Origin of the sequence: Mycobacterium sp. PO1 (assembly GCF_017312405.1) — a bacterium.
GTDB lineage: Bacteria > Actinomycetota > Actinomycetes > Mycobacteriales > Mycobacteriaceae > Mycobacterium.
Genome location: NZ_BLTG01000046.1, coordinates 24644 through 46740, shown reverse-complemented (window position 1 = coordinate 46740; position 22097 = coordinate 24644). Strand labels below are relative to the sequence as shown.

The following is a 22097-nucleotide window of genomic DNA, read 5'->3' as shown; positions in this document are numbered from 1 at the left end:
CCGGGTTGCTGAGATGCCGGCGATATTCACGGCCTCACGCTGCGGGGCAGGTCTGCGCAGCCTCCTGCAGCACCGGCGCCGACGCGGCGTCCACCGGTAGGTCGTACCCCCGTAACACCGCGATGAATTGCATCGCGTACTGGCAGTGGAATGCCTCGTTGGGCGGCATCCACAGCGCGGGCTGCTTGTCGCCCTTGTCCTGGTTGGCATCACCGGCGACGGCGATGAGGTTCGCGGGATCGTTGGCGAAACGCACCCGCATCTCGTCCGTCCAGTTCCGCGCCCCGAGATCCCACGCCAGCGCCAGCGGCACCAGATGATCGATCTGCACCTCGGCCCCGGTCTGTTCACCACGGGTGAAGGCGACTGTGGAGTTGGTGTAGGGATCGCGCAGCACCCCGGTGGCCACCGCCGTCGGGCAACGTGAGATCGCCACATATGTCTTGTCGATCAGGTCACGGTCGAGGATGTCGTTGCGGGTGTCGCACCCGTTGAAGCCTCCGGGGGCGGTGGTTTCATCGGTCCATGCCTCTCCGAACGCGTCGCGCCGGTAGTCGTATCCCCGTACCCGCTCGGGGATCTCGGCGACACCGGCGAGGACATCGACGCCGGGGGCGACGGTGGGGACGTCGGCCTGAGCGATCAACTCCGAGGGCTGCCGGGAATCGTCGACGACCTGGACGGCGACGAACACGGCCAGGGCCACCGCAACCGCAACCGCCAGCCACAGGATCTGCCTGCGACTCAAGACTTGTCCAGATAATCGAGGCGGTCGGTATCGGTGAACGGCGCCGACAGGAACGCCATCCCGGCGTCACCGGGGTTGAAGTCGTAGACCGCTTCACACAAGTCCCGGGCATCCTCGATGATCTCGCGGTGCTCGGACAGCGACAGGAATCGCAACGTGATCGGACGGCCGTGTTGACTCAAGCCCAGCACATCACCCTCACTGCGCTCCTGCAGGTCGAGTTCGGCGAGTTTGAACCCGTCCTGGGTGCCGGCCACCGCCGTCAGACGCCTGCCCGCTTTCGAACCCTCGGGCAGGTTGCTCACCAGCAGACACAAGCTGGGGTGCTGGCCGCGCCCGATCCGGCCCCGCAGCTGATGCAGCTGGCTGATCCCGAACCGATCGGCGTCCATCACGACCATCACGGTGGCGTTCGGCACGTCGACGCCGACTTCGATGACCGTGGTGCACACCAGCACGTCGATCTCGCCGGCCCGGAACGCGGCCATGACGGCGTCCTTCTCGTCGCTGGGTAATCGCCCGTGCATCAGGCCCAACCGGAGACCGGCCAGCGGCCCCTGATGCAGCACGGCGAAGAGGTCCACCACGGCGATCGGTGGTGGACCCTGTTCCTTCTCGTCGTCTTTCTTGTCGTTCTTGGCCTTCTTGGCGCTCTTGGTGCCCTTGTCGGCATTGGCGGGCTTGTCGTCGGCGGCGGTGTCGTTCTCGTCGATGCGCGAGGCAACCACGTACGCCTGCCGTCCGGCGCGGACTTCCTCGGCGATCCGCGCCCACGCCCGACTCAGCCAGGCGGGCTTCTGCTGGGCGAAGATCGTGTTGGTGGTGATCGGCTGGCGGCCCCGCGGCAGCTCCCGCAGCGTGGAGGTCTCCAGGTCGCCGTAGACGGTGAGCGCCACGGTGCGCGGAATCGGTGTCGCGGTCATCACCAGCAGGTGCGGGGTGATGCCCTCGGGAGCCTTGGCGCGCAATCGGTCCCGCTGCTCGACACCGAAACGGTGCTGCTCGTCGACCACCACCATGCCGAGGCGGTGGAATTCGACGGTGTCCTGCAGCAGGGCGTGCGTACCGATGACGATGCCCGCCTGCCCGGAGGCCACCTCGTCGCGCACCTCACGCTTCTGCTGCGCCGTCATCGATCCCGTCAACAACGCCACCCGGGTGGCGCACTCGGCTCCCCCGAGCTGACCGGCCATCCCCAGCGCACCGAGCATGGTGCGGATCGACAGGGCATGCTGGGCGGCAAGGACTTCCGTCGGCGCCAGCAGCGCACACTGATAGCCCGCGTCGACGAGCTGGAGCATCGCCAACACCGAGACGATCGTCTTTCCCGAACCGACCTCACCCTGCAGCATCCGGTTCATCGGCCGTGCCGCGGCGAGCTCGGTGGAGATCACCTCGAGAACTTCCCGCTGGCCCGCGGTCAGCTCGAACGGCAACTGGCCCGTCATGGCCGCCACCAATCCGTCCGTACGCACAGGCGCCTGCGGCGCGGACGCACCGAGCTCACTGTTGCGCCGAACCACCAGGCCCCACTGCAGCCCGACCGCCTCGTCGTGGGTGAGCCGCTCGATGGCGCGGTCGCGGCAAGCCTCGGTCTCGGCGACGTGGATCGCTCGCAGCGCCTCGTCCTCCGACATCAAAGCGTGTTCGCGCACATAGGTTTTCGGCAATGACTCCGGGATGGGGTCCAACACGTCGAGCGCTTGACGCACGCAGGCGTAGATCTCCCAGGTCTGCATCTTGGCACTCGCCGGGTAGATCGGGAAGAACTCCTTCTCGAACTCGGCGAGGAGGTCGTCTCCGGAAGCCCCCGTCGCCGTGGCCACGGACGTCAGCGCCTTGGTACCTATGTTCCTTCGGCCTGCGGTGCCGAGCACCATGAACGCGGGGTGTGTCAGTTGCATCGTCCCGCGGTAGTAGCCGACCTCACCCGAGAGCATGACGCGGGCGCCGGCGACGAGCGTCTTCTTCAGATACCGCGGGTTGAAGAACGTCGCGGTGACCTTCGGGCGCCGCTGCCCCAGCGTGACGACCAGAAAATCCCGCTTGGGAGTCCGATTGGTCCATTTGGTTTCGGCGCTGGTGATGGTGTCGACGAACGTGACGTGTTCGCCCTCGGCGAGGTCGAGGGCCTCCCCCTCACCGCGGGTCGTCATCGCGTCGCTGTACTTGCGTGGGAAGTACCGGATCAGCTCGCCGACCGTCCGGATCCCGAAGTACTCGTCGAGTTGATCGGCGGCCTTCTTGCCGAGCACGAAATCGAGGCGGTCGTCCAGTGTGGCCATCTCACTCCACCCCGATCAGCAGCGCGTCGCCGAGATGGCCGGTGTGGAACGTGACCATCTCCGTGCCCGGATGGTGTTCACGGACATGCGCGGTCAGTGCTGCGCCGACGTCCTCGTCGACATCGTGACCGGTGAGCACGGTGACCAGCTCACCACCCGCGGCCAGCAGCACGTCGATCAGCCCCGCGCCGGCGGCGACGAGGCCGTCGCCGACGATGACCACCTCGTCACCGGCGATCCCCAGCCCGTCACCGGGCCGGCAGGTGCCCGCCCACGTCAACGCCTCCTCGGCGGCCAGCCGCACCGATCCGTGCCGGGCGCCCCCAGCGGCCCGGGCCATCGTGAACCCGTCGTCGACCAACCGGCGTTCGGGATCGTGCACGGCCAGCGCGGCCAGGCCCTGCACCATCGACGCCGCGGGAATCGGGGCCATGTCGATGCCCCAGTCGGCCGCGACGGCCCAGCCCGCCAGCAGCTCCTCGGCGGCGACGTAGCCGTTGGGCAACACCATCACCTGCGCCGCGCCGGTGTTGACCAGTGCGTGGAGCAGCTGATGGGCGCTGATGGGGACGTCGGGCTCCACTCTCAGCGTCTGCGCGCCCTCGGTACGGAACAGGCTCTCGGCCCCGTCGCCGTCGACGACCGCCAGCACCGCGCGCTCGCGCGTCCAGCTGCCTGACGGATGCCGGTCACCACCCCCGCTCAACGCGGTGATCTGGATACGGCTGGGAGTGCCGACCTCGATGGCCGCCTCGACGGCCGCGCCGGCATCGTCGGCGTGCACATGCACCGAATAGCGGCCCGGCGTTCCGGCTCGCAGTCCGGAAGCCGCGATCGCGACGGAGTCACCGAGCTCGTCCAGACGCACCCGCAGCTTCTCGATGCCGTCGGCGTCACAGTCGGCGAGCAGGTACATGACCTCGAACTGCGGTGACGCCGGGGCGGCCGGTGCGACAGCGGCCGCGGCCGGGGAGGGCAGGTAGGCAGGGCGTGGGGGCGCATGACCGGTCAACGTCCTGCTCAGCGCGTCGAGCAGGACGAGCAACCCGCGGCCGCCGGCGTCCACCACGCCCGCGGCGGCCAGCACCTCGAGTTGGGTCGGGGTTCGCTCCAGGGCGGACGCCGCCGCCCGCCCCGCTTCGGCGACCACTTCGGCCAGCACCGCGCCCGTTCCCGCCGCGACCTCGGCCGCCGAGGCGGCCTCCTGCAGCACCGACACGATGGTGCCCGCGACGAGCTGGCCCATCGAGGTCACCGCAAGGCCGACGGCGTGCCGGAACGCCGCTGCCAACAAGGCCCCGTCGATGTCGGACAGTCCCCCGCCCCGGTCCGCGGCCGCCTCGGCGCTCACGTCGGCCAGACCGCGCAGGATCTGCGACAGGATCACCCCTGAGTTGCCCCGGGCTCCGCGCAACGCCCCGTCGGCGAGCCGGGCCGCCACCGTGGAGGCGTCGTCGGCCTCGGAGTGGGCGTCGGCCTGCGCCCATGCGGCGCGCATCGTGAACAGCATGTTGGTGCCGGTGTCGGCGTCGGCCACGGGGAAGACATTGAGCCGGTTGATCTCATCGGTGTGGCTGATCAGGTCGGCGACCGCGTTGTGCGCCCACGCCCGCAGGGCGGATGCGTCGAGCAGTCCCGCCGACATCGCCACCTCCAGACACCTGCGGCTCCCGCGACCCAGCCCCGCGCTGACGCCGTGGGCGCCAGCCTAGCCAGTGCCGCGGACAGCGCCGCGTGCTGCCGTTGAGGAGCTGTGAATGGAGGGGGCGCCGCTGTGGATGGCGACGGTGCGGCCGCTTTTTTGGTGATCACTGCACCGGTCGGTATTCTGGTCGGGTTGTCGGGTCGAGCCGCGGTCAGCTGCGGCCCCAGGACCCAGACCCCACGTACTGATATCGAGGAGTTCTACTTATGGCTGCCGTGTGCGAGATCTGCGGGAAGGGCCCCGGCTTCGGCAAGTCGGTGTCACACTCCCATCGCCGGACCAGCCGCCGGTGGGATCCGAACATCCAGTCCGTGCGCGCCGTGACGCGCCCCGGCGGCAACAAGCAGCGTGTCAACGTCTGCACCTCCTGCCTCAAGGCCGGCAAGGTCAGCCGGGGCTGAGCGCGTTCCCGCCGGTGTGACGTCCGCTCGTTTACCGGCGGTTTTTGCGGGTAACGCATTTCCTTGAGGCGGGGCACTCGGCCCTGCCGGATGGGAATGAGCACGCAGATGTTGCACGCCGGAATCTCTCGCCACGCTCTGATCGCTGTCTCCGGGGCTCTCGCCGCGGGATGGTTGTTGGCGGCATGCGGTGATGACTCAGCCAACGACAGCACGACGACCACCGAGACGACGGAAACCACGTCCGAGACGACCGAGGGTGAGAACACCATCGAGGTTCCCTCGCCGGACGTCGACGTGCCGTCACCGACCATGCCGTCGGTCGACGTGCCGTCCCCGGACATGCCGTCAGTGGATGTGCCGTCACCGGACATGCCGTCGGTCGACGTGCCGTCACCGGAGATGCCTGAGGTGACTCCGTCGCCGGTGCCCTGATCTCGTCAGGGCAACCGCCAGTCCACCGGGTCGGCGCCCATCTTCTCCAGTAATTCGTTCGCACGGCTGAACGGCTTGGATCCGAAGAAGCCGCGCGAAGCGGACAACGGTGACGGATGCGCCGACTCGATGGACGCGGTGTCCCCCAGCATCGGCTTCAGCGTGGCCGCGTCACGCCCCCACAGCACTGCCACCAACGGCTGACGCCGTGCCACCAAGGCCCTGATGGCGCATTCGGTGACGGCCTCCCAGCCTTTACCCCGGTGCGACGCCGGTTCGCCCGGACGCACTGTCAGCACCCTGTTGAGCAACATCACACCTTGGTGCGACCAGGGTGTCAGGTCACCGGAGGTGGGCGCGGGGTGTCCGAGGTCAGCGCAATATTCGGTGAAGATGTTGGCCAAGCTGCGTGGCAGCGGCCGAACGTCGGGCGCCACCGAGAAACTCAACCCGACGGCGTGACCCGGCGTCGGATAGGGGTCCTGGCCGACGATCAGCACCCGCACCTGGTCCAACGGAAAGGTGAAGGCCCGCAAGATGTTCGGGCCGGCCGGCAGATAGCGATGTCCTGCGGCCAGTTCGGCGCGCAGGAATTCGCCCATCGCCGCCACCTGGGCTTGGACCGGTTGCAGGGCGTCGGCCCAGGACTGATCGATCAACTCGGTAAGTGGGCGTGCCGTCACGACAGGCCAACCTAGTCGACCCGGAACGACTCCCAGCCCGCGGTGCCGTGCCACGGGACACCGTCGACGGTGACCTGTGGCTGCGAACCCGTGTGATCCCGCACGCGACCGATGCGCCGCCAGCCGGGGGGCGGATCCGCGGGGAAGGTCGCGACCAGCGCGTGGTCTTCGCCGCCGCCCAGCACCCACTGCCGGACATCGGCGCCGACCACCGCGCCCGCCGCGGCGACAGCGTCGAGGTCGGCAGCGAGCAGGTCCAGCGAGATGTCGACGGAAACCTCGGATGCGGAGGCGATGTGCCCGAGGTCGGCCAGTAAACCGTCGGAGACGTCGGTCATCGACGTCGCACCCGTGCGCGCGGCGACCTCGCCTTGCCCGTACGGCGGTTGCGGCACGAGGTGCCGTCGGCGCAGTTCGTCGAACTGTTCGATTCCGTTGCGCCACAATTCGTATCCGGCGTGCGAGCGGCCCGGCTCCCCGATAAGCGCGATGACGTCCCCGGGACGGGCGCCATTGCGCCGCACCGGAGCCCGTCCGCCGAGATCGCCCAGCGCCGTCACCGACACCACCCACTGCGGGCCGGACACCAGGTCACCGCCGACGATGCCGGCACCCAACAGATCCGCTTCGTGCCACATGCCGTCGGCCACGTCGACCGCATGCGCGGTGAGCGTGTGTCCCGGCGCGGCGAAGCCGACGACGAATGCGGTTGCGCGCCCGCCCATCGCCTCGATGTCGGCCGCGTTCTGGGCGATGGCCTTGCGACCGACGTCGTGGGGCGACGACCAATCCAGGCGGAAATGGCGGTCCTCGACGAGCATGTCGGTGCTCACCACGGTGCGTCCGTCCGGGCAGGCGATGACTGCAGCGTCGTCACCGGGTCCGAGCGGAACCCATGGCGGCTGGCGACGACCCGCCACCAACCGGTCGATGACGGCGAACTCACCCGACTCCGCCAGCGTCGCGCCGGGACCATCGCCGGTCATCTGTGGATTCCTCTCGTCGCCCGCGCACTGCCGCGTGCCCTGAACACCGGACGCACCTGCGGTACGTTTGGCTCCTGCGGCGTGGAGTCTATGCAGCCAGATGGAGGTGTTGCGGCGTGGTCGAGGCTTTCGTTCTGATCCAGACCGAGGTCGGTCGCGCCGAAGTCGTCGCCAAGCAGCTCGCGGGCCTGACCGGTGTGCTGTCGTCGGAATACGTCACCGGCCCCTACGACGTGGTGGTCCGCGTCGGTGCGCCGACACTGGCCGAGCTGACGTCCTCGGTGGTGCCCGGTGTCCAGCAGGTGCCCGGTATCACCCGGACGTTGACCTGCCCGATCGCCGACGGGGCGGCACCCTAGAGTTTGGCGGGTGAGCAGCCAGAGCGGTGACGGCCCGCCCAAACCGGTGTTGATCGTCGCGCTCGTCGTCGCGGTCGGCGCGGTGGTCGCGGTTCTGGCGGTCGCCGCGGTGCAGCAGCGTCAGCCCGCGCAGGAACCGGTCGCGATCTCCACCGTGCCCGCCCCCCGCGCCGAGAGCCCCGAATGCGGCGCTCTCATGGATGCGCTGCCCGACCAGCTGGGCGACTATCAGCGCGCCCCGGTGGTCGAGCCGGCGCCGGCGGGCACCGCGGCCTGGCAATCCGACGCCGGGGGTGAGGCCCTGATTCTGCGCTGCGGTTTGGACCGCCCCGCCGAGTTCGTCGTCGGTGCGCCGCTGCAGATGGTGGATGCGGTGCAGTGGTTCCGGGTGGGCGAAGCAGGGGCGGGTGACGCCGGAGCGGGCGAAGCAGGGGCGGGTGAAGCCGGAGCGGGCGAAGCAGGGGCGGGTGACGCCGGAGCGGACGAAGCCGGAGCGGGCGGAGCAGGGGCGGGTCGCAGCACCTGGTTCGCAGTGGATCGGCCGGTGTACGTGGCACTCACGCTGCCCGCCGGCTCCGGACCCACGCCCATCCAGCGGCTCTCCGCGGCGATCGCCGAGACGTTGCCGGCACAACCGATCGATCCGGCACCGGCGCGGTAGTCGCGCCGAGCGTGAACTCAGCGCGAACTCCGGGCCGGGATTTCGCACCACATGCACGCTCGGCGAGTTCTCGGCGCAATCCCCGCACAACCGGCGAGTACTCAGCGCACTCCCCGCACACCCGGCGAGTACTCAGCGCAGACCGGTGCCCCGGGCGATGGCGGTGTCGACCATCGTGGCGAGCAGGGTCGGGTAATCCACCCCACTGGCCGCCCACATCCGCGGGTACATCGAGATGGTGGTGAATCCCGGCATGGTGTTGATCTCGTTGATCACCGGGCCGTTGTCGGTGAGGAAGAAGTCGACGCGGGCCAGACCCTGGCAGTCCATCGCCGTGAACGCACGAACCGCCAACGCGCGGATCTGCTCGGCGACGCCGTCGTCGACCTTGGCCGGCACGTCGAGTTCGGCGCCGTCCTCCAGGTATTTCGTCTCGAAGTCGTAGAAACCGTCTTCCCGGCCCCGCACACCGGCGACCCGGATCTCACCGACCGTGCTCGCCTCGATGCGTCCGTCCGGGAACTCGAGCACGCCGCACTCGAGCTCGCGACCGGCCACTGCGGCTTCGACGATGACCTTCGGATCGTGCCGGCGGGCCGCGTCGATGGCTGCGGGCAGCTGATCCCAGCTGTCGACCCGGCTGACGCCGATCGACGAGCCGCCGCGGGCGGGTTTGACGAAGACCGGTAGGCCGAGGCGCTCCTGCTCCTCCAACGACAGCGTGGCCCGTTTCGGACGCAGCACCACATGATCGCCGATCGGCAGCCCCTCGGCCGCCCACAACTTCTTGGTGAATTCTTTGTCCATCCCGGCCGCCGACGCCAGCACCCCGGCCCCCACGTACGGCACGCCCGCCAGTTCGAGCAGGCCCTGGATGGTGCCGTCCTCGCCATAGGGTCCGTGCAGCACGGGGAATACCACGTCGACGGCGGCCAGCATCTCGCCGGCGCCCTGTCCCAGCGACACCAGCTGACCCCGCCGGCCGGGGTCGGCGGCCAGCGCCAACTCGGTTCCCGACGCGCCACTCACCCCGGGCAGCGTGCCGTCGGTGATGGCCAGCGTCTCGGGCTTGGCGTCAGTGAGCACCCAGGACCCCTCGGGGGTGATGCCGACGGCGACCACCTCGAAGCGCTCGGGGTCGAGGTTGCGCAGGATGCTGCCAGCCGAGACGCAGGAGATCGCGTGCTCGGAGCTGCGGCCGCCGTAGACGACGGCGACACGGGTGCGGGCAGTCACAACCTAGAGAGGCTACCGTCCGGCCTCGCGGCCGCGGGCCTCGCCTGAGACGTCACAGGGCGCTGAGCGCCTCGTCGAGGTCGCTGAGCAGGTCGTCGGTGTCCTCGATTCCCAGAGAGATCCGGGCGAAACCGGCGCTGACCGGATCACCCCACCGCGCGCGGCGGTCCACCGAGGAGTGGATTCCGCCGAAGGACGTCGCCGCGACCAGCAGTTGACTGCGTTCGACCAACGCGTGCACCGCCTCGGCGTCGGCCAGCTCCACCGACACCAACCCTCCGAAGCGGCGCATCTGCGCTGCGGCGACCGCATGCGACGGATCATCGGGCAGGCCGGGATAGCGCACGGAACGCACCGAGGGGTGGGCGCTGAGCATCAGCGCCACCGCAGCAGCGTTGTGGCATTGACGCTCTAACCTCAGACCGGCCGAACCCAGGCTGCGCAGCACCAGCCACGCTTCGAAGGCGCCGAGAATCGAACCGGCCAGCAGCCGCTCGCGCAGCACCCGCTCGATGAGGTCGGGGTGGCTGCCGGCGACGTAACCGGCCAGGACGTCGTGGTGACCGGAGAGCGCTTTGGTGGCGCTGCCGACCACCAGGTCGGCGCCCAGGGACAACGGTTGCTGGCCCAGGGGCGTCGCGGTGGTGTTGTCGACGACGAGCACTGTGCCCTGCGACCGGCAGGTCAGCGCGAGGCGATGCAGGTCGACGACATCGAGACCGGGATTCGACGGCGTCTCGGCGAGCACCACGTCGGCGCCGACGGCCGCGTCGCACATCTCTGCGCAGCTCGCCTGGACCACCTTCGCTCCGCGGGCGGCCAGGAATTCCTCGGCGTACGCGCGCACCTGGTAGTACCCGTCGGCGGGGACGACGACGGTGCGCCCCGGCTCGGCCAGGATCCGCAACACCGCCGACAGGGCGGCCATGCCCGAACCGAATGTCACCGCAGCGGCGGCGCCCTCGAGTTGGGCCAGCGCCGACTCCAGATGCCGCCACGACGGATTGGACGCCCGACCGTAGGTGTCCACACCGGCGTCCTCGTCGCGCGACAGGTGATAGGCCGCCGCCGAAGTCGGCACCGGGCCAATGGGAGAACCAGGAATCGGTTCGGTGCCAACGGCTTTCACACTGCGAGTGGAGTCTCCGTGCGCCCGGGCCATGGCGCTACTCCGGCTTGGTGGAACGGCCGAGGAGCAGCGCCACCGCCTCGTCGACGGACAGTCCCCTGTGGCACACGCGGTGCACGGCCTCGGTCAGCGGCATCTCGACGTCGTAGCTGGCGGCCAGGGCGAGCACCGACTGACAGGAGGTGACGCCTTCGGCGACATGACCTCCGGTGGCGGCCATCGCCGCCTGCATGGTGCCGCCACGGCCCAGCCGCTCACCGAACGACCTGTTGCGCGAATGCTCCGACATGCAGGTCGCCACGAGATCCCCGATACCGGCGAGCCCGGCCAGCGTGGCGGGCTTGGCACCCAAGGCGATTCCCAGCCGCATGATCTCGGCAAGGCCGCGGGTGATGATGGCCGCCGCCGTGTTCTCTCCCAGACCCGAACCGGCAGCCATGCCGCAGGCCAGCGCGATGACGTTCTTGCAGGCACCCCCGACCTCGGCGCCGATGACGTCGGAATTGGTGTAGGGGCGGAAATACCCGGTGGCCAGTGCCCGCTGCACGGCTACTGCCCGGCCGGAGTCACTGCATGCCACCACGGTGGCGGCCGGCTGCTCGCGCGCGATCTCGCTGGCCAGATTCGGACCGGTGAGCGCAGCGACCCGGGCCGGATCGGCACCGGTCACCTGGGTGATGACCTGGCTCATCCGCATCAGGGTGTCCAGTTCGATGCCCTTGGCGAGGCTGACCAGTGTCGCATCGGGCCCGATGCAGTCGGACCAACTCGTCAGGTTGGCCCGCAGCGACTGCGACGGGACCGCGAGCAGCACCGTGCAGGCACCGGCGAGCGCTTCGGTGTGATCGCTGGTGGCGCGGATCGTGGAGGGCAACGTCACATCGAGGTAGTCGGGGTTGCGGTGAGTGCGATTGATCTCGTCGGCCAGCTCCGGGCGACGGGCCCACAGTGTCACGCGGTTGCCTGCATCGGCCAGCACTTTGGCCAGGGCTGATCCCCACGCACCCGCACCCATCACCGCCGCCTCGACCACGGCTTCAGCGTAGCGGGCACCGCAGGGCTGGCAGGATGGCCTCGTGAGCGGCAGCGGCAACACCGAGGCCGACGTCGGTCTGGTGATCGCCGTCAAACGGCTCAGTGCTGCCAAGACACGGCTGGCTCCGGTGTTTTCGGGAGCCGCCCGCGAAGACGTCGTCTTGGCGATGCTCGTCGACACCATCACCGCAGCAGCCGCGGTACCGGCCGTGTCGACCGTCATCGTCGTCACCCCAGACCAGACGGCCGCCGAGGCCGCTCGAGGGCTCGGCGGCCTGGTACTCGCGGACCCGACCCCCGACGGTCACCGGGATCCGCTGAACAACGCACTGCGGGCGGCGGACGCACACGCGCGCCGAGTCGCCTCCAACGTCGTTGCGTTGCAGGGTGATCTGCCGGCGCTGCGCACGACGGAGCTTGGCGAGGCAATCGCCGCGGCGCGCAGCAACCCGCGCAGCTTCGTGGCCGATCGCCACGGAACGGGGACCTCGGCGCTGTTCTCGTTCGGCGTCGCGCTGGCACCCCGGTTCGGGACCGATTCGGCGCAGCGTCATCGCGACTCGGGGGCGGTCGAGCTGACTGGCGCCTGGCCCGGCCTGCGGCACGACATCGACACCCCTGAAGACCTTGCCCAGGCCCGGCGCCTCGGTGTGGGAACAGCGACCACTCGGGCAATCGAGCACGGTGCCTCTTCGGGTGCACACGATGACCGATCTCGGTAGCAGGAGGGCCGACAGATAGGGGATCATCAGTGCCATGACCGAAGCGCAGACGCGACCGGATAGTCCCGAAGCGACGAACGGCCTGCCGATGATCACGGCGGGGGTCGGGCCCGCGCCGGAGGCACCACCGGCGGCGACCCCGCCGCAGGTGGAGAACCCCCTGCCGGAAGACCGTTACCTTAACCGCGAGTTGAGTTGGCTCGACTTCAATGCCCGGGTCCTCGCGCTGGCCGCCGACCCGAGCCTGCCGCTGCTGGAACGGCTGAAGTTCCTGGCGATCTTCGCCTCCAACCTCGACGAGTTCTACATGGTGCGCGTCGCCGGGTTGAAGCGCCGCGACGAGATGGGGTTGTCGGTGCGCTCGGCGGACGGCCTGTCGCCGCGCGAACAGCTGCGCCGCATCAGTGAACGCACCCGGCAGATCGCCGGCCGCCACTCGAGGGTGTTCCTCGAGAGCGTGCGCCCGGCGTTGGCCGACGAGGGCATCGTCATCGTGACGTGGGCCGAACTCGACGACGCCGAACGCGCCGAACTGTCGACCTATTTCCACGAGCAGGTGTTCCCGGTGCTCACCCCGCTGGCGGTGGATCCGGCTCACCCCTTCCCGTTCGTCAGCGGTCTGAGTCTCAATCTGGCGATCACGGTGAAGCATCCCGACGACGGCGGCCAGCATTTCGCACGCATCAAGGTGCCCGACAACGTCGATCGGTTCGTCGAATTGTCCGACCGTTCGGCTGATCCCGGCATCGTCCGCTTCCTGCCGATGGAGGAGCTCATCGCGGCATTCCTGCCGGTGCTGTTCCCCGGCCTGGAGATCGTCGAGCATCATGCATTCCGGATCACCCGCAACGCGGATTTCGAGGTCGAGGAGGACCGCGACGAAGACCTGCTGCAGGCCCTGGAGCGCGAGCTGGCCCGTAGACGCTTCGGTTCCCCGGTGCGTCTGGAGGTTTCCGACGACATGACCGAGGGCATGCTCGAGTTGCTGCTTCGCGAACTCGACGTCGACCCCGGTGATGTGGTCGAGGTCGCCGGCCTGCTCGACCTCTCCTCGCTGTGGCAGGTGTACAGCGTGGACCGGCCGGCTCTCAAAGACCGCCCGTTCGTGCCGGCCACTCCCCCGGCATTCGGCGAACGCGAGACCCCCAAGAGCATCTTCTCGGCGTTGCGCGACGGTGATGTGCTGGTTCACCATCCGTACGACTCGTTCTCGACCACGGTGCAGCGCTTCATCGAACAGGCCGCCGCCGACCCCAACGTGTTGGCGATCAAGCAGACCCTGTACCGCACGTCCGGTGACTCCCCGATCGTCAACGCGTTGATCGACGCGGCCGAGGCCGGCAAGCAGGTGGTGGCGCTGGTCGAGATCAAGGCGCGGTTCGACGAGCAGGCCAACATCAGGTGGGCACGCGCTCTCGAACAAGCCGGTGTGCACGTGGTGTACGGGTTGATCGGCCTCAAGACGCACTGCAAGACCTGCCTGGTGGTGCGCCGCGAGGGCTCGATGATCCGGCGCTACTGCCATGTCGGAACCGGCAACTACAACCCGAAGACGGCCCGACTGTACGAGGACATCGGCCTGCTGACCGCCGCACCCGACATCGGCGCCGACCTGACCGACCTGTTCAACTCGCTGACCGGATACTCGCGCAAGGACTCCTACCGCAACCTGTTGGTGGCCCCCTACGGGGTGCGCAGGGGCATCATCGAACGCATCGAGCGCGAGATCGCCGCGACCCGCGACGGCGCCGAGGGCCGGATCCGCTTGAAGGCCAACGCGTTGGTCGACGAGCAGGTGATCGACGCGCTCTACCGGGCTTCGCAGGCCGGGGTCCGGGTCGAGGTGGTGGTGCGGGGAATCTGTGCGCTGCGCCCCGGCGTGCCCGAGTTCTCGGAGAACATCGTGGTGCGCTCGATTCTGGGCCGATTCCTCGAGCATTCACGGATCATTCATTTCCGCGCCATCGACGAATACTGGATCGGCAGCGCGGACATGATGCATCGTAATCTCGACCGGCGAGTGGAAGTGATGGCCCAGGTGAAGGATCCGCGGCTGAGCGCCCAACTCGACGACATCTTCGAATCGGCTACCGATCCGCAGACCCGCTGCTGGGAATTGGGTCCTGACGGACGCTGGACGGCCTCTCCGCAGGAGGGACAGACCGTCCGGGACCACCAGGTGTCGATGATGGAACGACACCGCTACTCGTGAGCACCGCCAGGACCGTGACGACCCGCAGGAGCTGAGTTGCCGAAGGCGACATCGCCGGATCCGATTTCGGACACGAAGACGATCCGGGCTGCGGGCGCAGTGGTGTGGCGTCCCGGCCCGCGTGACGAGACGCCGGAGATCGCGATCATCCATCGTCCCCGATACGACGACTGGTCGCTGCCCAAGGGCAAGGTCGACCCGGGTGAGAACGAACCGATCGCGGCCGCGCGCGAGATCGAAGAGGAGACGGGCTTCCGCGCCAGGCTGGGGCGGCAACTCGCCACCGTGCACTATTCGGTTCCCCAGGGCGCCAAGCAGGTCCGGTACTGGGCGGCTCGGCACCTGCACGGCGAGTTCAGGGCCAACGACGAGGTGGACGAGCTGAAGTGGCTTCCGGCACACCAGGCGATGTCCGAATTGCAGTATCCGCATGACCGTGACGTCGTCAGCCGGTTCCTGGCCGCACCCGCCGACACCCGGTCGGTACTGATCGTCAGGCACGCCACCGCCGGCAGCAAGTCCCGCTTCGTCGGCGACGATCGCCTGCGTCCGTTGGACAAGCACGGTCGTGCGCAGGCGGAATCGTTGATCGGTCAGCTGTTGGCCTTCGGCGCCGAGGAACTGTTCGCCGCGGACCGGGTGCGCTGTCAGCAGACGCTCGACCCGCTGGCCGAAGAACTGGGTGCGACGATCCGCGCCGAGACCTCGTTGACCGAGGAGGCCTACAAGAGCGATCGCGACGCCGCGCACGAACGCATCCTCGACATCGCGGCCTCGTCAGCCACCCCGGTGATCTGCAGTCAGGGAAAGGTCATTCCGGGCCTCGTGGACTGGTGGTGCAAGCGCGACGGGGTCCGCCCCGGTCAGGCCGGCAACCGCAAGGGCAGCACCTGGGTGATGTCGCTTGTCGACGGGCGACTGATCGCCGCCGACCACATCGACACGGCGCTCCCACCGAAGAAGTAACCGCACAATTGAATTCAACCCGTGCCGGCCGAGCGCCCGGCACACGAATTCGCCGCGGGTCGTGTCGACCCGCGGCGAAATTCGAGAACTGACTACCGGCGACCGCGCTTGGCGGGCGCCTTCTTGGCGGCCGTGGCCTTCTTGGCCGGAGCCTTCTTGGCGGGAGCCTTGGCCGCGGCCTTCTTCGCCGGAGCCTTCTTGGCAGCCGGAGCCTTCTTGGCGGCGGTGGCCTTCTTGGCCGGAGCCTTCTTGGCAGCCGGAGCCTTCTTGGCGGCGGTGGCCTTCTTGGCCGGAGCCTTCTTGGCAGCCGGAGCCTTCTTGGCGGCGGTGGCCTTCTTGGCCGGAGCCTTCTTGGCCGGAGCCTTCTTCGCAGCGGACTTCTTCGCCGGAGCCTTCTTCGCGGCCTTCCGCGCGGTCGTCGCGGTCACGCCGCGCTTGACGGCCGGACCGTCCGCCGGAAGCTTCTGCGCGCCAGACACAACGGCCTTGAACTGAGCACCGGGCCGGAACGCCGGAACGGATGTGGGCTTGACCTTCACCGTCTCACCGGTGCGCGGGTTGCGCGCCACGCGGGCGGCGCGACGGCGCTGCTCGAAAACACCGAAGCCGGTGATCGTCACGCTGTCACCCTTGTGCACCGCACGGACGATGGTGTCGACGACATTCTCCACCGCAGCGGTGGCCTGCCGACGATCCGAGCCCATTTTCTCCGTGAGTACGTCGATGAGCTCTGCTTTATTCATGCAAAACCTCCGAAACCAGTGGCCCTACTTGGGCCGACTAGTGGACACGGTAAACCCATTGCCTGCTGATTTCCAAGAGCCACGCGCAATTTCAGGCCAAGCCAGCGAACTTTTTTCAATCCGATTGCTGCGCTTGACCTCCTACCGAAGGCCTCAAAAGGGCCTTGCGGCGTCCGGAATTCGCCTCTGCGAAGGCCGTCGTCAGGCCGGCAGGGTGCGCGGTTTCCAGTCCGGACGGCTGCTTTCATATTCCTCGATTTCGTCGAGTTTCCGCAGCGTAAGGCCTATATCGTCGAGTCCTTCGAGCAGCCGCCAGGCGGTGTAGTCGTCAATGTTGAACGGCACCACGACCGTTCCTGCGGTCACCGTTCGATCTTGAAGATTTACACCAATTTCCAACCCGGGCTGTTGCTCGATCAGCTTCCACAACAATTCCACATCATCCTGGGCGACTTCGGCCGCCAGCAGACCTGCCTTGCCGGCATTGCCGCGGAAGATGTCGGCGAATCGCGACGAGATGACGACCCGGAATCCGAAGTCCATGAGCGCCCACACCGCGTGTTCGCGGGAGGATCCGGTTCCGAAGTCCGGGCCCGCGACCAACACCGAGCCGTTGTCGAAGGGGGCCTGATTCAAGATGAAGGAGGGGTCGGTGCGCCAGGCGGCGAACAGGCCGTCCTCGAATCCCGTTCGGGTGACGCGCTTCAAGTACACCGCGGGGATGATCTGGTCGGTGTCGACGTTGGACCGCCGCAGCGGAACGCCGATGCCGGTGTGGGTGCGGAAAGCTTCCATCGGGGTCTCCTGAGGATTCTCGGGGCTCGGGGCTCGGGTGGCTCTGGGGTTCAGCGGGCCGGGGCCGCGGGCAGATCGGCAGGCGAGGACAGGGTGCCACGGACCGCGGTCGCGGCCGCGACCGCGGGCGAAACCAGATGGGTGCGGCCGCCCTTGCCCTGCCGGCCTTCGAAGTTCCGGTTGGACGTGGACGCGCAGCGCTGGCCCGGCGAGAGCTGATCGGGGTTCATTCCCAAGCACATCGAGCACCCCGCCTGCCGCCACTCGGCCCCGGCCGCGGTGAACACCTCGCCCAGCCCTTCGGCTTCGGCTTGGGCGCGCACGCGCATCGATCCGGGCACCACCAGCATCCGAACCCCGTCGGCGACACGGCGGCCCCGCAGTACGTCGGCGACGACACGCAGATCCTCGATCCGTCCGTTGGTGCAGGACCCGACGAACACCGTGTCGACGGCGATGTCGCGCATCGCCATTCCCGGACGAAGGTCCATGTAGGCCAACGCCTTCTCGGCAGACTGGCGCTCTCCCTCGTCGAGCATCAGTTCCGGGTCCGGTACCGAACCCGCCAGCGGTACGCCCTGCCCGGGATTCGTCCCCCACGTCACGAACGGACTCAGCGTCGACGCGTCGAGGTAGACCTCGGTGTCGAATTCGGCGCCGTCGTCGGTGCGCAGCCGACTCCACGCTTCGACCGCGGTGTCCCAGGCGGCGCCCTCAGGCGCGTGGGGGCGACCCCGCAGGAACTCGAAGGTGGTCTCGTCGGGGGCGACCATGCCCGCCCGGGCGCCGGCTTCGATGCTCATGTTGCAGATCGTCATCCGGCCTTCCATCGACAGCGATTCGATGGCGGTGCCGCGGTATTCGATCACGTGGCCCTGCCCACCGCCGGTGCCGATCTTGGCGATGACGGCCAGGATGATGTCTTTGGCGCTGACGCCCGGGGGAAGCTGGCCGTCGACGTTGACCGCCATGGTCTTGAACGGCCGCAGCGGCAGCGTCTGGGTCGCGAGCACGTGCTCGACCTCGGATGTGCCGATACCCATGGCAAGCGCACCGAAGGCGCCGTGGGTGGAGGTGTGGCTGTCGCCACAGACCACCGTCATCCCGGGCTGGGTCAACCCGAGCTGCGGACCGATGATGTGCACGATGCCCTGCTCGGCGTCGCCCATCGGGTGCAGCCGGATGCCGAACTCGTCGCAGTTGCGGCGCAGCGTCTCGACCTGAGTGCGAGAAACCGGATCCACGATCGGCTTGTCGATGTCGACGGTCGGCACATTGTGGTCTTCGGTCGCGATCGTCAGGTCCGGGCGGCGCACGGGACGACCGGCGAGCCGCAGCCCGTCGAAGGCCTGCGGGCTGGTCACCTCGTGAACCAGATGCAGGTCGATGTAGATGAGGTCGGGTTGACGTGCCCCGCCCTCTCCGGTTCCAGGAACGACGACATGGTCGTTCCACACCTTTTCGGCCATGGTGCGGGGCTGGTGCGCGAGGGCCATCTTGACTATCTCACAATCTGGGACGACAGTATCTCCTTGTGAGACAGGATAGCGGCATCGGCGTGCTGGACAAAGCGATGAGCGTTCTTCATGCCGTCGCGGACTCACCGTGCGGTCTTGCCGATCTGTGCGAGCGGACCGACCTCCCGCGGGCCACTGCGCACCGCTTGGCCGTCGGCTTGGAAACCCATCGACTGCTGGCCCGCGGCGGCGACGGCCAGTGGCACATCGGGCCCGCGGTCACCGAACTGGCCCGCCACGTCAAAGATCCGCTGCTCGCCGCGGGCGCTTCGGTGCTGCCGCGCCTGCGGGAGCTGACCGGAGAGAGCGTGCAGTTGTACCGGCGCGAGGGCACCTCCCGGATCTGTGTGGCGGCGCTCGAACCCCCGGCAGGGCTGCGCGACACCGTGCCCGTCGGGACCCGGCTGCCGATGACCGCCGGGTCGGGTGCCAAGGTGCTGCTCGCCTACGCCGACACTGCGACCCAGCATGCGGTGCTACCGGGGGCAACCTTCAGCGATCGCACACTGGCCGAGGTCCGCAAGCGCGGTTGGGCCCAGAGTGTGGCCGAACGCGAGCCGGGTGTGGCCAGCGTCTCAGCGCCGGTCCGCGACGCCCGCGGTGTCGTCATCGCGGCGGTGTCGGTGTCGGGTCCGATCGACCGGATCGGCCGCCGGCCGGGGGCACGGTGGGCCGCGGACCTGGTGGCCGCCGCAGAGGCGCTCACCCGCCGTCTGTGACACGACGGGCACGACGACCTCGCCAAAAGGCGGCCTCGCAAAGGAGGGCCCCGAGAAGACGGCGAGAAACCGATTGGATACGAGCCGCTCACGAAGGGCCTCGCCTCACGAGAAAGGGCCCCGGAAAGCACGAAACTCCGGACCGCATTCGGTCCGGAGTCGGTGACTGGTACCCCCGATGGGATTCGAACCCACGCTACCGCCGTGAGAGGGCGGCGTCCTAGGCCGCTAGACGACGGGGGCTAGAACTCGTTTCGGACGGTCAGCATAACTCAGCCGAGAACGCTGACCTAATCTCGTTGTCTCGCTGGGGTACCAGGACTCGAACCTAGAATGGCTGAACCAGAATCAGCTGTGTTGCCAATTACACCATACCCCATTGGCTGCTTGTCACCGCTGGTCACAAGCTATTTTCGGCCTCGACGCACCCCGGTGGATCCGTGGAGCGCCGCATTGCGGGCCGACGAGCAGACTACCAAAGATTCTGCGGTGGTTTTTCACGCCTCCGCCGGTGCCGACGCAGCGGCGTGGTCCCGGCCGGCGCGCAGGCGCGCCAGGCTGCGATCGCGGCCCAGCAGCGCCAGCGATTCGAACAGCGGCGGGCTGACCGAGGAGCCGGTCGCGGCGACCCTGACCGGTCCGAACGCCTTGCGTGGTTTGAGCTCCAAGCCGTCGATCAACGCCGTCTTGAGCGCCGCCTCGATCTCGGTGGTCTCCCACCGCGGCACGTCCTCCAGTGCCCCCAGCGCAGCCGTCAGCACCGGCACCGCCGCCTCTTTGAGCTCCTTGCCCGCTGACTTCTCGTCGAGGCTGAACTGCGCGTCGCTGAGGAATTTCAGCAGATCCCAGGCATCCGAGAGCACGACGATGCGGGTCTGCACCAACTGCGCGGCCTCCGCGAACTGGGCCTCATCGAGACCGGTGTCGTGGCCGTGAGCTGCGAAGTACTCGGCCAGCCGGCGTTCGAACTCGGCCGGGGCCAGCAGCCTGATGTGTTCGGCGTTGAGCGCGTCGGCCTTCTTCTGGTCGAAACGGGCCGGGTTGGAGTTGACGTCGGCGACATCGAAGGCGGCGACCATCTCCTCGAGGCTGAACACGTCCCGGTCGTCGGCGATCGACCAGCCCAGCAGAGCAAGGTAATTGAGCAGGCCTTCGGGGATGAATCCGCGCTCGCGGTGCAGGAACAGGTTGGACTGCGGGTCGCGCTTGGACAGCTTCTTGTTCCCGTCACCCAGCACCGAGGGCAGGTGAGCGAATCGGGGGGTCGCCTCGGCCACGCCCAGGCGGGTCAGAGCCGCATACAGCGCCAGCTGGCGGGGCGTCGACGGAAGCAGGTCTTCACCACGCAGGACGTGGGTGATCCTCATCAACGCGTCGTCCACCGGATTGACCAACGTGTACAACGGTTCTCCGTTACCCCGGGTCAACGCGAAGTCGGGAATCGAGCCCGCTGGGAACGTGGTCTCCCCGCGGACCAGATCCTGCCACGTCATGTCTTCGTCGGGCATGCGCAGCCGCACCACCGGCCGGCGTCCCTCGGCCCGGAAGGCCGCACGCTGCTCGTCGGTCAGCGTGCGGTCATAGTTGTCGTAGCCCAGTTTGGGGCTGCGCCCCGCCGCCAGGTGCCGCGCCTCGACCTCCTCGGCGGTGGAGAACGCCTCGTACGCCTCACCGGTGTCGAGCAACCGCTGGATCACATCGGTGTAGATGTCGCGGCGCTGCGACTGTCGATAGGGGCCGTAGGGTCCGCCGACCTCGGGCCCCTCATCCCAGTCCAGACCGAGCCAGCGCAGCGCATCCAGCAGAGCCAGATAGCTGTCCTCGCTGTCCCGCTGAGAATCGGTGTCCTCGATGCGGAACACGAACGTCCCGCCCGTGTGTCGCGCGTATGCCCAGTTGAACAAGGCGGTGCGAATGAGCCCGACATGCGGCGTACCGGTCGGTGAGGGGCAGAATCTGACTCTGGTGGTCACTTGTGTCCTTTGCGCACAACAGGATTGGAAAGGGTGCCGATGCCCTCGACGGTGATGCTGACGGTGTCGCCGTCCTCGATGGGGGCCACACCCTCAGGAGTTCCGGTCAAGATCAGGTCACCGGGTAGCAGCGTCATCACCCGCGAGATCCATTCGACGATGGCGCCGATGTCATGGATCATCAACGAGGTCCGGGAACGCTGCTTGACCTCGCCGTTGACCTCCGTGCGCAGCTCGAGGTCGGCCGGGTCGACATCGGTGACGATCCACGGCCCGACCGGGCAGAACGTGTCGTGGCCTTTCGCGCGCATCCACTGACCGTCCTTTTTCTGCTGGTCGCGCGCCGAGACGTCGTTGGCGATCGTGTAGCCCAGGATGTTCTCGGCGGCGCGGGCGGCCGGCACGTCCTTGCACGGGCGGCCGATGACCGCAGCCAGTTCGCCTTCGAAGTGCACCGGATGCGCGTCAGCCGGAAGTTGGATCGCGGTGTTGGGTCCGATGATCGACGTGTTGGGTTTGAGGAAGATGATCGGGTCCTCGAAGGTGCCGCCGCCCATCTCCTCGATGTGAGCGGCGTAGTTCTTGCCCATGCAGACGACCTTGCTGGCCAGAATCGGGGCGAGCAGCCGGGTGTCGGCGAGCGGCCACTGGCGTCCGGTGAAGGTGGGCGCACCGAACGGGTGCTCGGCGATCTCGCGCGCGATCGCCTCGCCCGGCTGGTCGGGGGGGCCTTCGATGCTGACGAAGGCGACCCCGTCGGGGCTGGCGATTCGGCCGAGACGCATGT

The 22097-nt window shown here is 68.3% G+C and carries 21 protein-coding genes and 2 tRNA genes; 8 read left to right on the top strand and 15 right to left on the bottom strand.

All coding sequences use genetic code 11. From position 1 onward, the window contains the following. Positions 1–34: 34 nt before the first annotated feature. From J3476_RS16405 to J3476_RS16395, 3 genes are read right to left on the bottom strand one after another with little or no spacing between them, the layout of a single operon-like run. On the bottom strand, positions 35–748 hold the full coding sequence (locus tag J3476_RS16405; RefSeq protein ID WP_207067469.1) for an HNH endonuclease family protein: 714 nt from the start codon (positions 746–748) through the stop codon (positions 35–37). Continuing rightward, positions 745–3033, bottom strand: coding sequence for an ATP-dependent DNA helicase RecG (gene recG / locus J3476_RS16400; protein WP_207067468.1), 2289 nt, complete (start codon positions 3031–3033; stop codon positions 745–747). The genes J3476_RS16405 and recG overlap by 4 nt, the downstream gene beginning before the upstream one ends. A gap of 1 nt (position 3034) precedes the next feature. Further along, positions 3035–4678, bottom strand: a complete 1644-nt coding sequence (locus tag J3476_RS16395; protein WP_207067564.1) for a DAK2 domain-containing protein — start codon at positions 4676–4678, stop codon at positions 3035–3037. A 266-nt stretch (positions 4679–4944) separates the two neighbouring features. On the opposite strand from J3476_RS16395, the gene rpmB reads away from it, so the two are divergent. Together rpmB and J3476_RS16385 are read left to right on the top strand one after the other, a co-directional pair. Further along, on the top strand, positions 4945–5139 hold the full coding sequence (gene rpmB / locus J3476_RS16390; RefSeq protein ID WP_152516595.1) for a 50S ribosomal protein L28: 195 nt from the start codon (positions 4945–4947) through the stop codon (positions 5137–5139). A 96-nt stretch (positions 5140–5235) separates the two neighbouring features. Next, positions 5236–5574: a hypothetical protein gene (locus J3476_RS16385; RefSeq protein ID WP_207067467.1), complete on the top strand. Its 339-nt coding sequence runs from the start codon at positions 5236–5238 to the stop codon at positions 5572–5574. Positions 5575–5579: 5 nt separating this feature from the next. Here J3476_RS16385 and J3476_RS16380 read toward each other — a convergent pair whose 3' ends face one another. Next, positions 5580–6257 carry a uracil-DNA glycosylase gene (locus J3476_RS16380; protein WP_207067466.1) on the bottom strand — a complete coding sequence of 226 codons (678 nt, stop codon included), beginning with the start codon at positions 6255–6257 and terminating at the stop codon, positions 5580–5582. 11 nt (positions 6258–6268) lie between these two features. Beyond that, positions 6269–7243 carry a thiamine-phosphate kinase gene (locus J3476_RS16375; protein WP_207067465.1) on the bottom strand — a complete coding sequence of 325 codons (975 nt, stop codon included), beginning with the start codon at positions 7241–7243 and terminating at the stop codon, positions 6269–6271. Positions 7244–7359: 116 nt separating this feature from the next. On the opposite strand from J3476_RS16375, the gene J3476_RS16370 reads away from it, so the two are divergent. Beyond that, entirely contained in the window at positions 7360–7602 is a 243-nt protein-coding gene (locus tag J3476_RS16370) for an Lrp/AsnC family transcriptional regulator (RefSeq protein ID WP_152516591.1), read from the top strand. 10 nt (positions 7603–7612) lie between these two features. Then, positions 7613–8263 carry a DUF3515 domain-containing protein gene (locus J3476_RS16365; protein ID WP_207067464.1) on the top strand — a complete coding sequence of 217 codons (651 nt, stop codon included), beginning with the start codon at positions 7613–7615 and terminating at the stop codon, positions 8261–8263. A 132-nt stretch (positions 8264–8395) separates the two neighbouring features. Here J3476_RS16365 and J3476_RS16360 read toward each other — a convergent pair whose 3' ends face one another. From J3476_RS16360 to J3476_RS16350, 3 genes are read right to left on the bottom strand one after another with little or no spacing between them, the layout of a single operon-like run. Further along, positions 8396–9499 carry a D-alanine--D-alanine ligase family protein gene (locus J3476_RS16360; RefSeq protein WP_207067463.1) on the bottom strand — a complete coding sequence of 368 codons (1104 nt, stop codon included), beginning with the start codon at positions 9497–9499 and terminating at the stop codon, positions 8396–8398. A gap of 52 nt (positions 9500–9551) precedes the next feature. Next, on the bottom strand, positions 9552–10661 hold the full coding sequence (locus J3476_RS16355) for a cystathionine gamma-lyase (protein ID WP_207067462.1): 1110 nt from the start codon (positions 10659–10661) through the stop codon (positions 9552–9554). A 4-nt stretch (positions 10662–10665) separates the two neighbouring features. Further along, entirely contained in the window at positions 10666–11643 is a 978-nt protein-coding gene (locus J3476_RS16350; protein WP_207067563.1) for an NAD(P)H-dependent glycerol-3-phosphate dehydrogenase, read from the bottom strand. A 61-nt stretch (positions 11644–11704) separates the two neighbouring features. Here J3476_RS16350 and cofC point away from each other — a divergent pair, with 61 nt between their 5' ends. The 3 genes from cofC to J3476_RS16335 all read left to right on the top strand — a co-directional run bounded on the left by cofC (position 11705) and on the right by J3476_RS16335 (position 15563). Continuing rightward, a complete protein-coding gene (gene cofC, locus J3476_RS16345; protein WP_207067461.1) occupies positions 11705–12385 on the top strand; it encodes a 2-phospho-L-lactate guanylyltransferase in 681 nt (226 codons plus the stop codon). An 88-nt stretch (positions 12386–12473) separates the two neighbouring features. Further along, positions 12474–14597: an RNA degradosome polyphosphate kinase gene (locus tag J3476_RS16340; protein WP_286183246.1), complete on the top strand. Its 2124-nt coding sequence runs from the start codon at positions 12474–12476 to the stop codon at positions 14595–14597. 36 nt (positions 14598–14633) lie between these two features. Beyond that, positions 14634–15563: a bifunctional NUDIX hydrolase/histidine phosphatase family protein gene (locus J3476_RS16335; protein WP_207067459.1), complete on the top strand. Its 930-nt coding sequence runs from the start codon at positions 14634–14636 to the stop codon at positions 15561–15563. Between the two features lie 92 nt (positions 15564–15655). Here the strand turns inward: J3476_RS16335 and J3476_RS16330 are convergent, their stop codons facing one another. The 3 genes from J3476_RS16330 to leuC form a co-directional block, all read right to left on the bottom strand. Then, positions 15656–16306: an HU family DNA-binding protein gene (locus J3476_RS16330; RefSeq protein ID WP_207067458.1), complete on the bottom strand. Its 651-nt coding sequence runs from the start codon at positions 16304–16306 to the stop codon at positions 15656–15658. Positions 16307–16507: 201 nt separating this feature from the next. Continuing rightward, positions 16508–17101 carry a 3-isopropylmalate dehydratase small subunit gene (leuD, locus tag J3476_RS16325; protein WP_207067457.1) on the bottom strand — a complete coding sequence of 198 codons (594 nt, stop codon included), beginning with the start codon at positions 17099–17101 and terminating at the stop codon, positions 16508–16510. Positions 17102–17151: 50 nt separating this feature from the next. Continuing rightward, the gene (gene leuC, locus J3476_RS16320) at positions 17152–18597 is read right to left on the bottom strand and encodes a 3-isopropylmalate dehydratase large subunit (protein WP_207067456.1); all 1446 of its coding nucleotides are present in this window, start codon (positions 18595–18597) and stop codon (positions 17152–17154) included. 38 nt (positions 18598–18635) lie between these two features. Here leuC and J3476_RS16315 point away from each other — a divergent pair, with 38 nt between their 5' ends. Next, the gene (locus J3476_RS16315; RefSeq protein WP_207067455.1) at positions 18636–19337 is read left to right on the top strand and encodes an IclR family transcriptional regulator; all 702 of its coding nucleotides are present in this window, start codon (positions 18636–18638) and stop codon (positions 19335–19337) included. Between the two features lie 167 nt (positions 19338–19504). Here J3476_RS16315 and J3476_RS16310 read toward each other — a convergent pair. From J3476_RS16310 to J3476_RS16295, 4 genes are all read right to left on the bottom strand, one after another. Next, positions 19505–19580, bottom strand: a tRNA-Glu gene (locus J3476_RS16310). Between the two features lie 64 nt (positions 19581–19644). Further along, a tRNA-Gln gene (locus J3476_RS16305) sits at positions 19645–19716 on the bottom strand. Between the two features lie 118 nt (positions 19717–19834). Then, a complete protein-coding gene (gene gltX, locus J3476_RS16300; protein ID WP_207067454.1) occupies positions 19835–21310 on the bottom strand; it encodes a glutamate--tRNA ligase in 1476 nt (491 codons plus the stop codon). After that, positions 21307–22095 (bottom strand): fumarylacetoacetate hydrolase family protein, encoded by a 789-nt coding sequence (locus tag J3476_RS16295; RefSeq protein ID WP_152516579.1) that lies wholly within the window; start codon positions 22093–22095, stop codon positions 21307–21309. Before J3476_RS16295 ends, gltX begins: the two co-directional genes overlap by 4 nt. Between the last annotated feature and the right edge of the window lie 2 nt (positions 22096–22097).

What these genes read in the sequence shown, in the direction of transcription:
- recG (WP_207067468.1), bottom strand. Translation starts at nt 3,033, where the DNA reads ATGGCCACACTGGACGACCGCCTCGATTTCGTGCTCGGCAAGAAGGCC.
- J3476_RS16395 (WP_207067564.1), bottom strand. Translation starts at nt 4,678, where the DNA reads ATGTCGGCGGGACTGCTCGACGCATCCGCCCTGCGGGCGTGGGCGCAC.
- rpmB (WP_152516595.1), top strand. Translation starts at nt 4,945, where the DNA reads ATGGCTGCCGTGTGCGAGATCTGCGGGAAGGGCCCCGGCTTCGGCAAG.
- J3476_RS16385 (WP_207067467.1), top strand. Translation starts at nt 5,236, where the DNA reads ATGAGCACGCAGATGTTGCACGCCGGAATCTCTCGCCACGCTCTGATC.
- J3476_RS16375 (WP_207067465.1), bottom strand. Translation starts at nt 7,243, where the DNA reads ATGACCGGCGATGGTCCCGGCGCGACGCTGGCGGAGTCGGGTGAGTTC.
- J3476_RS16355 (WP_207067462.1), bottom strand. Translation starts at nt 10,661, where the DNA reads ATGGCCCGGGCGCACGGAGACTCCACTCGCAGTGTGAAAGCCGTTGGC.
- J3476_RS16350 (WP_207067563.1), bottom strand. Translation starts at nt 11,643, where the DNA reads ATGGGTGCGGGTGCGTGGGGATCAGCCCTGGCCAAAGTGCTGGCCGAT.
- J3476_RS16340 (WP_286183246.1), top strand. Translation starts at nt 12,474, where the DNA reads ATGATCACGGCGGGGGTCGGGCCCGCGCCGGAGGCACCACCGGCGGCG.
- J3476_RS16330 (WP_207067458.1), bottom strand. Translation starts at nt 16,306, where the DNA reads ATGAATAAAGCAGAGCTCATCGACGTACTCACGGAGAAAATGGGCTCG.
- leuD (WP_207067457.1), bottom strand. Translation starts at nt 17,101, where the DNA reads ATGGAAGCTTTCCGCACCCACACCGGCATCGGCGTTCCGCTGCGGCGG.
- leuC (WP_207067456.1), bottom strand. Translation starts at nt 18,597, where the DNA reads ATGGCCCTCGCGCACCAGCCCCGCACCATGGCCGAAAAGGTGTGGAAC.
- J3476_RS16295 (WP_152516579.1), bottom strand. Translation starts at nt 22,095, where the DNA reads ATGCGTCTCGGCCGAATCGCCAGCCCCGACGGGGTCGCCTTCGTCAGC.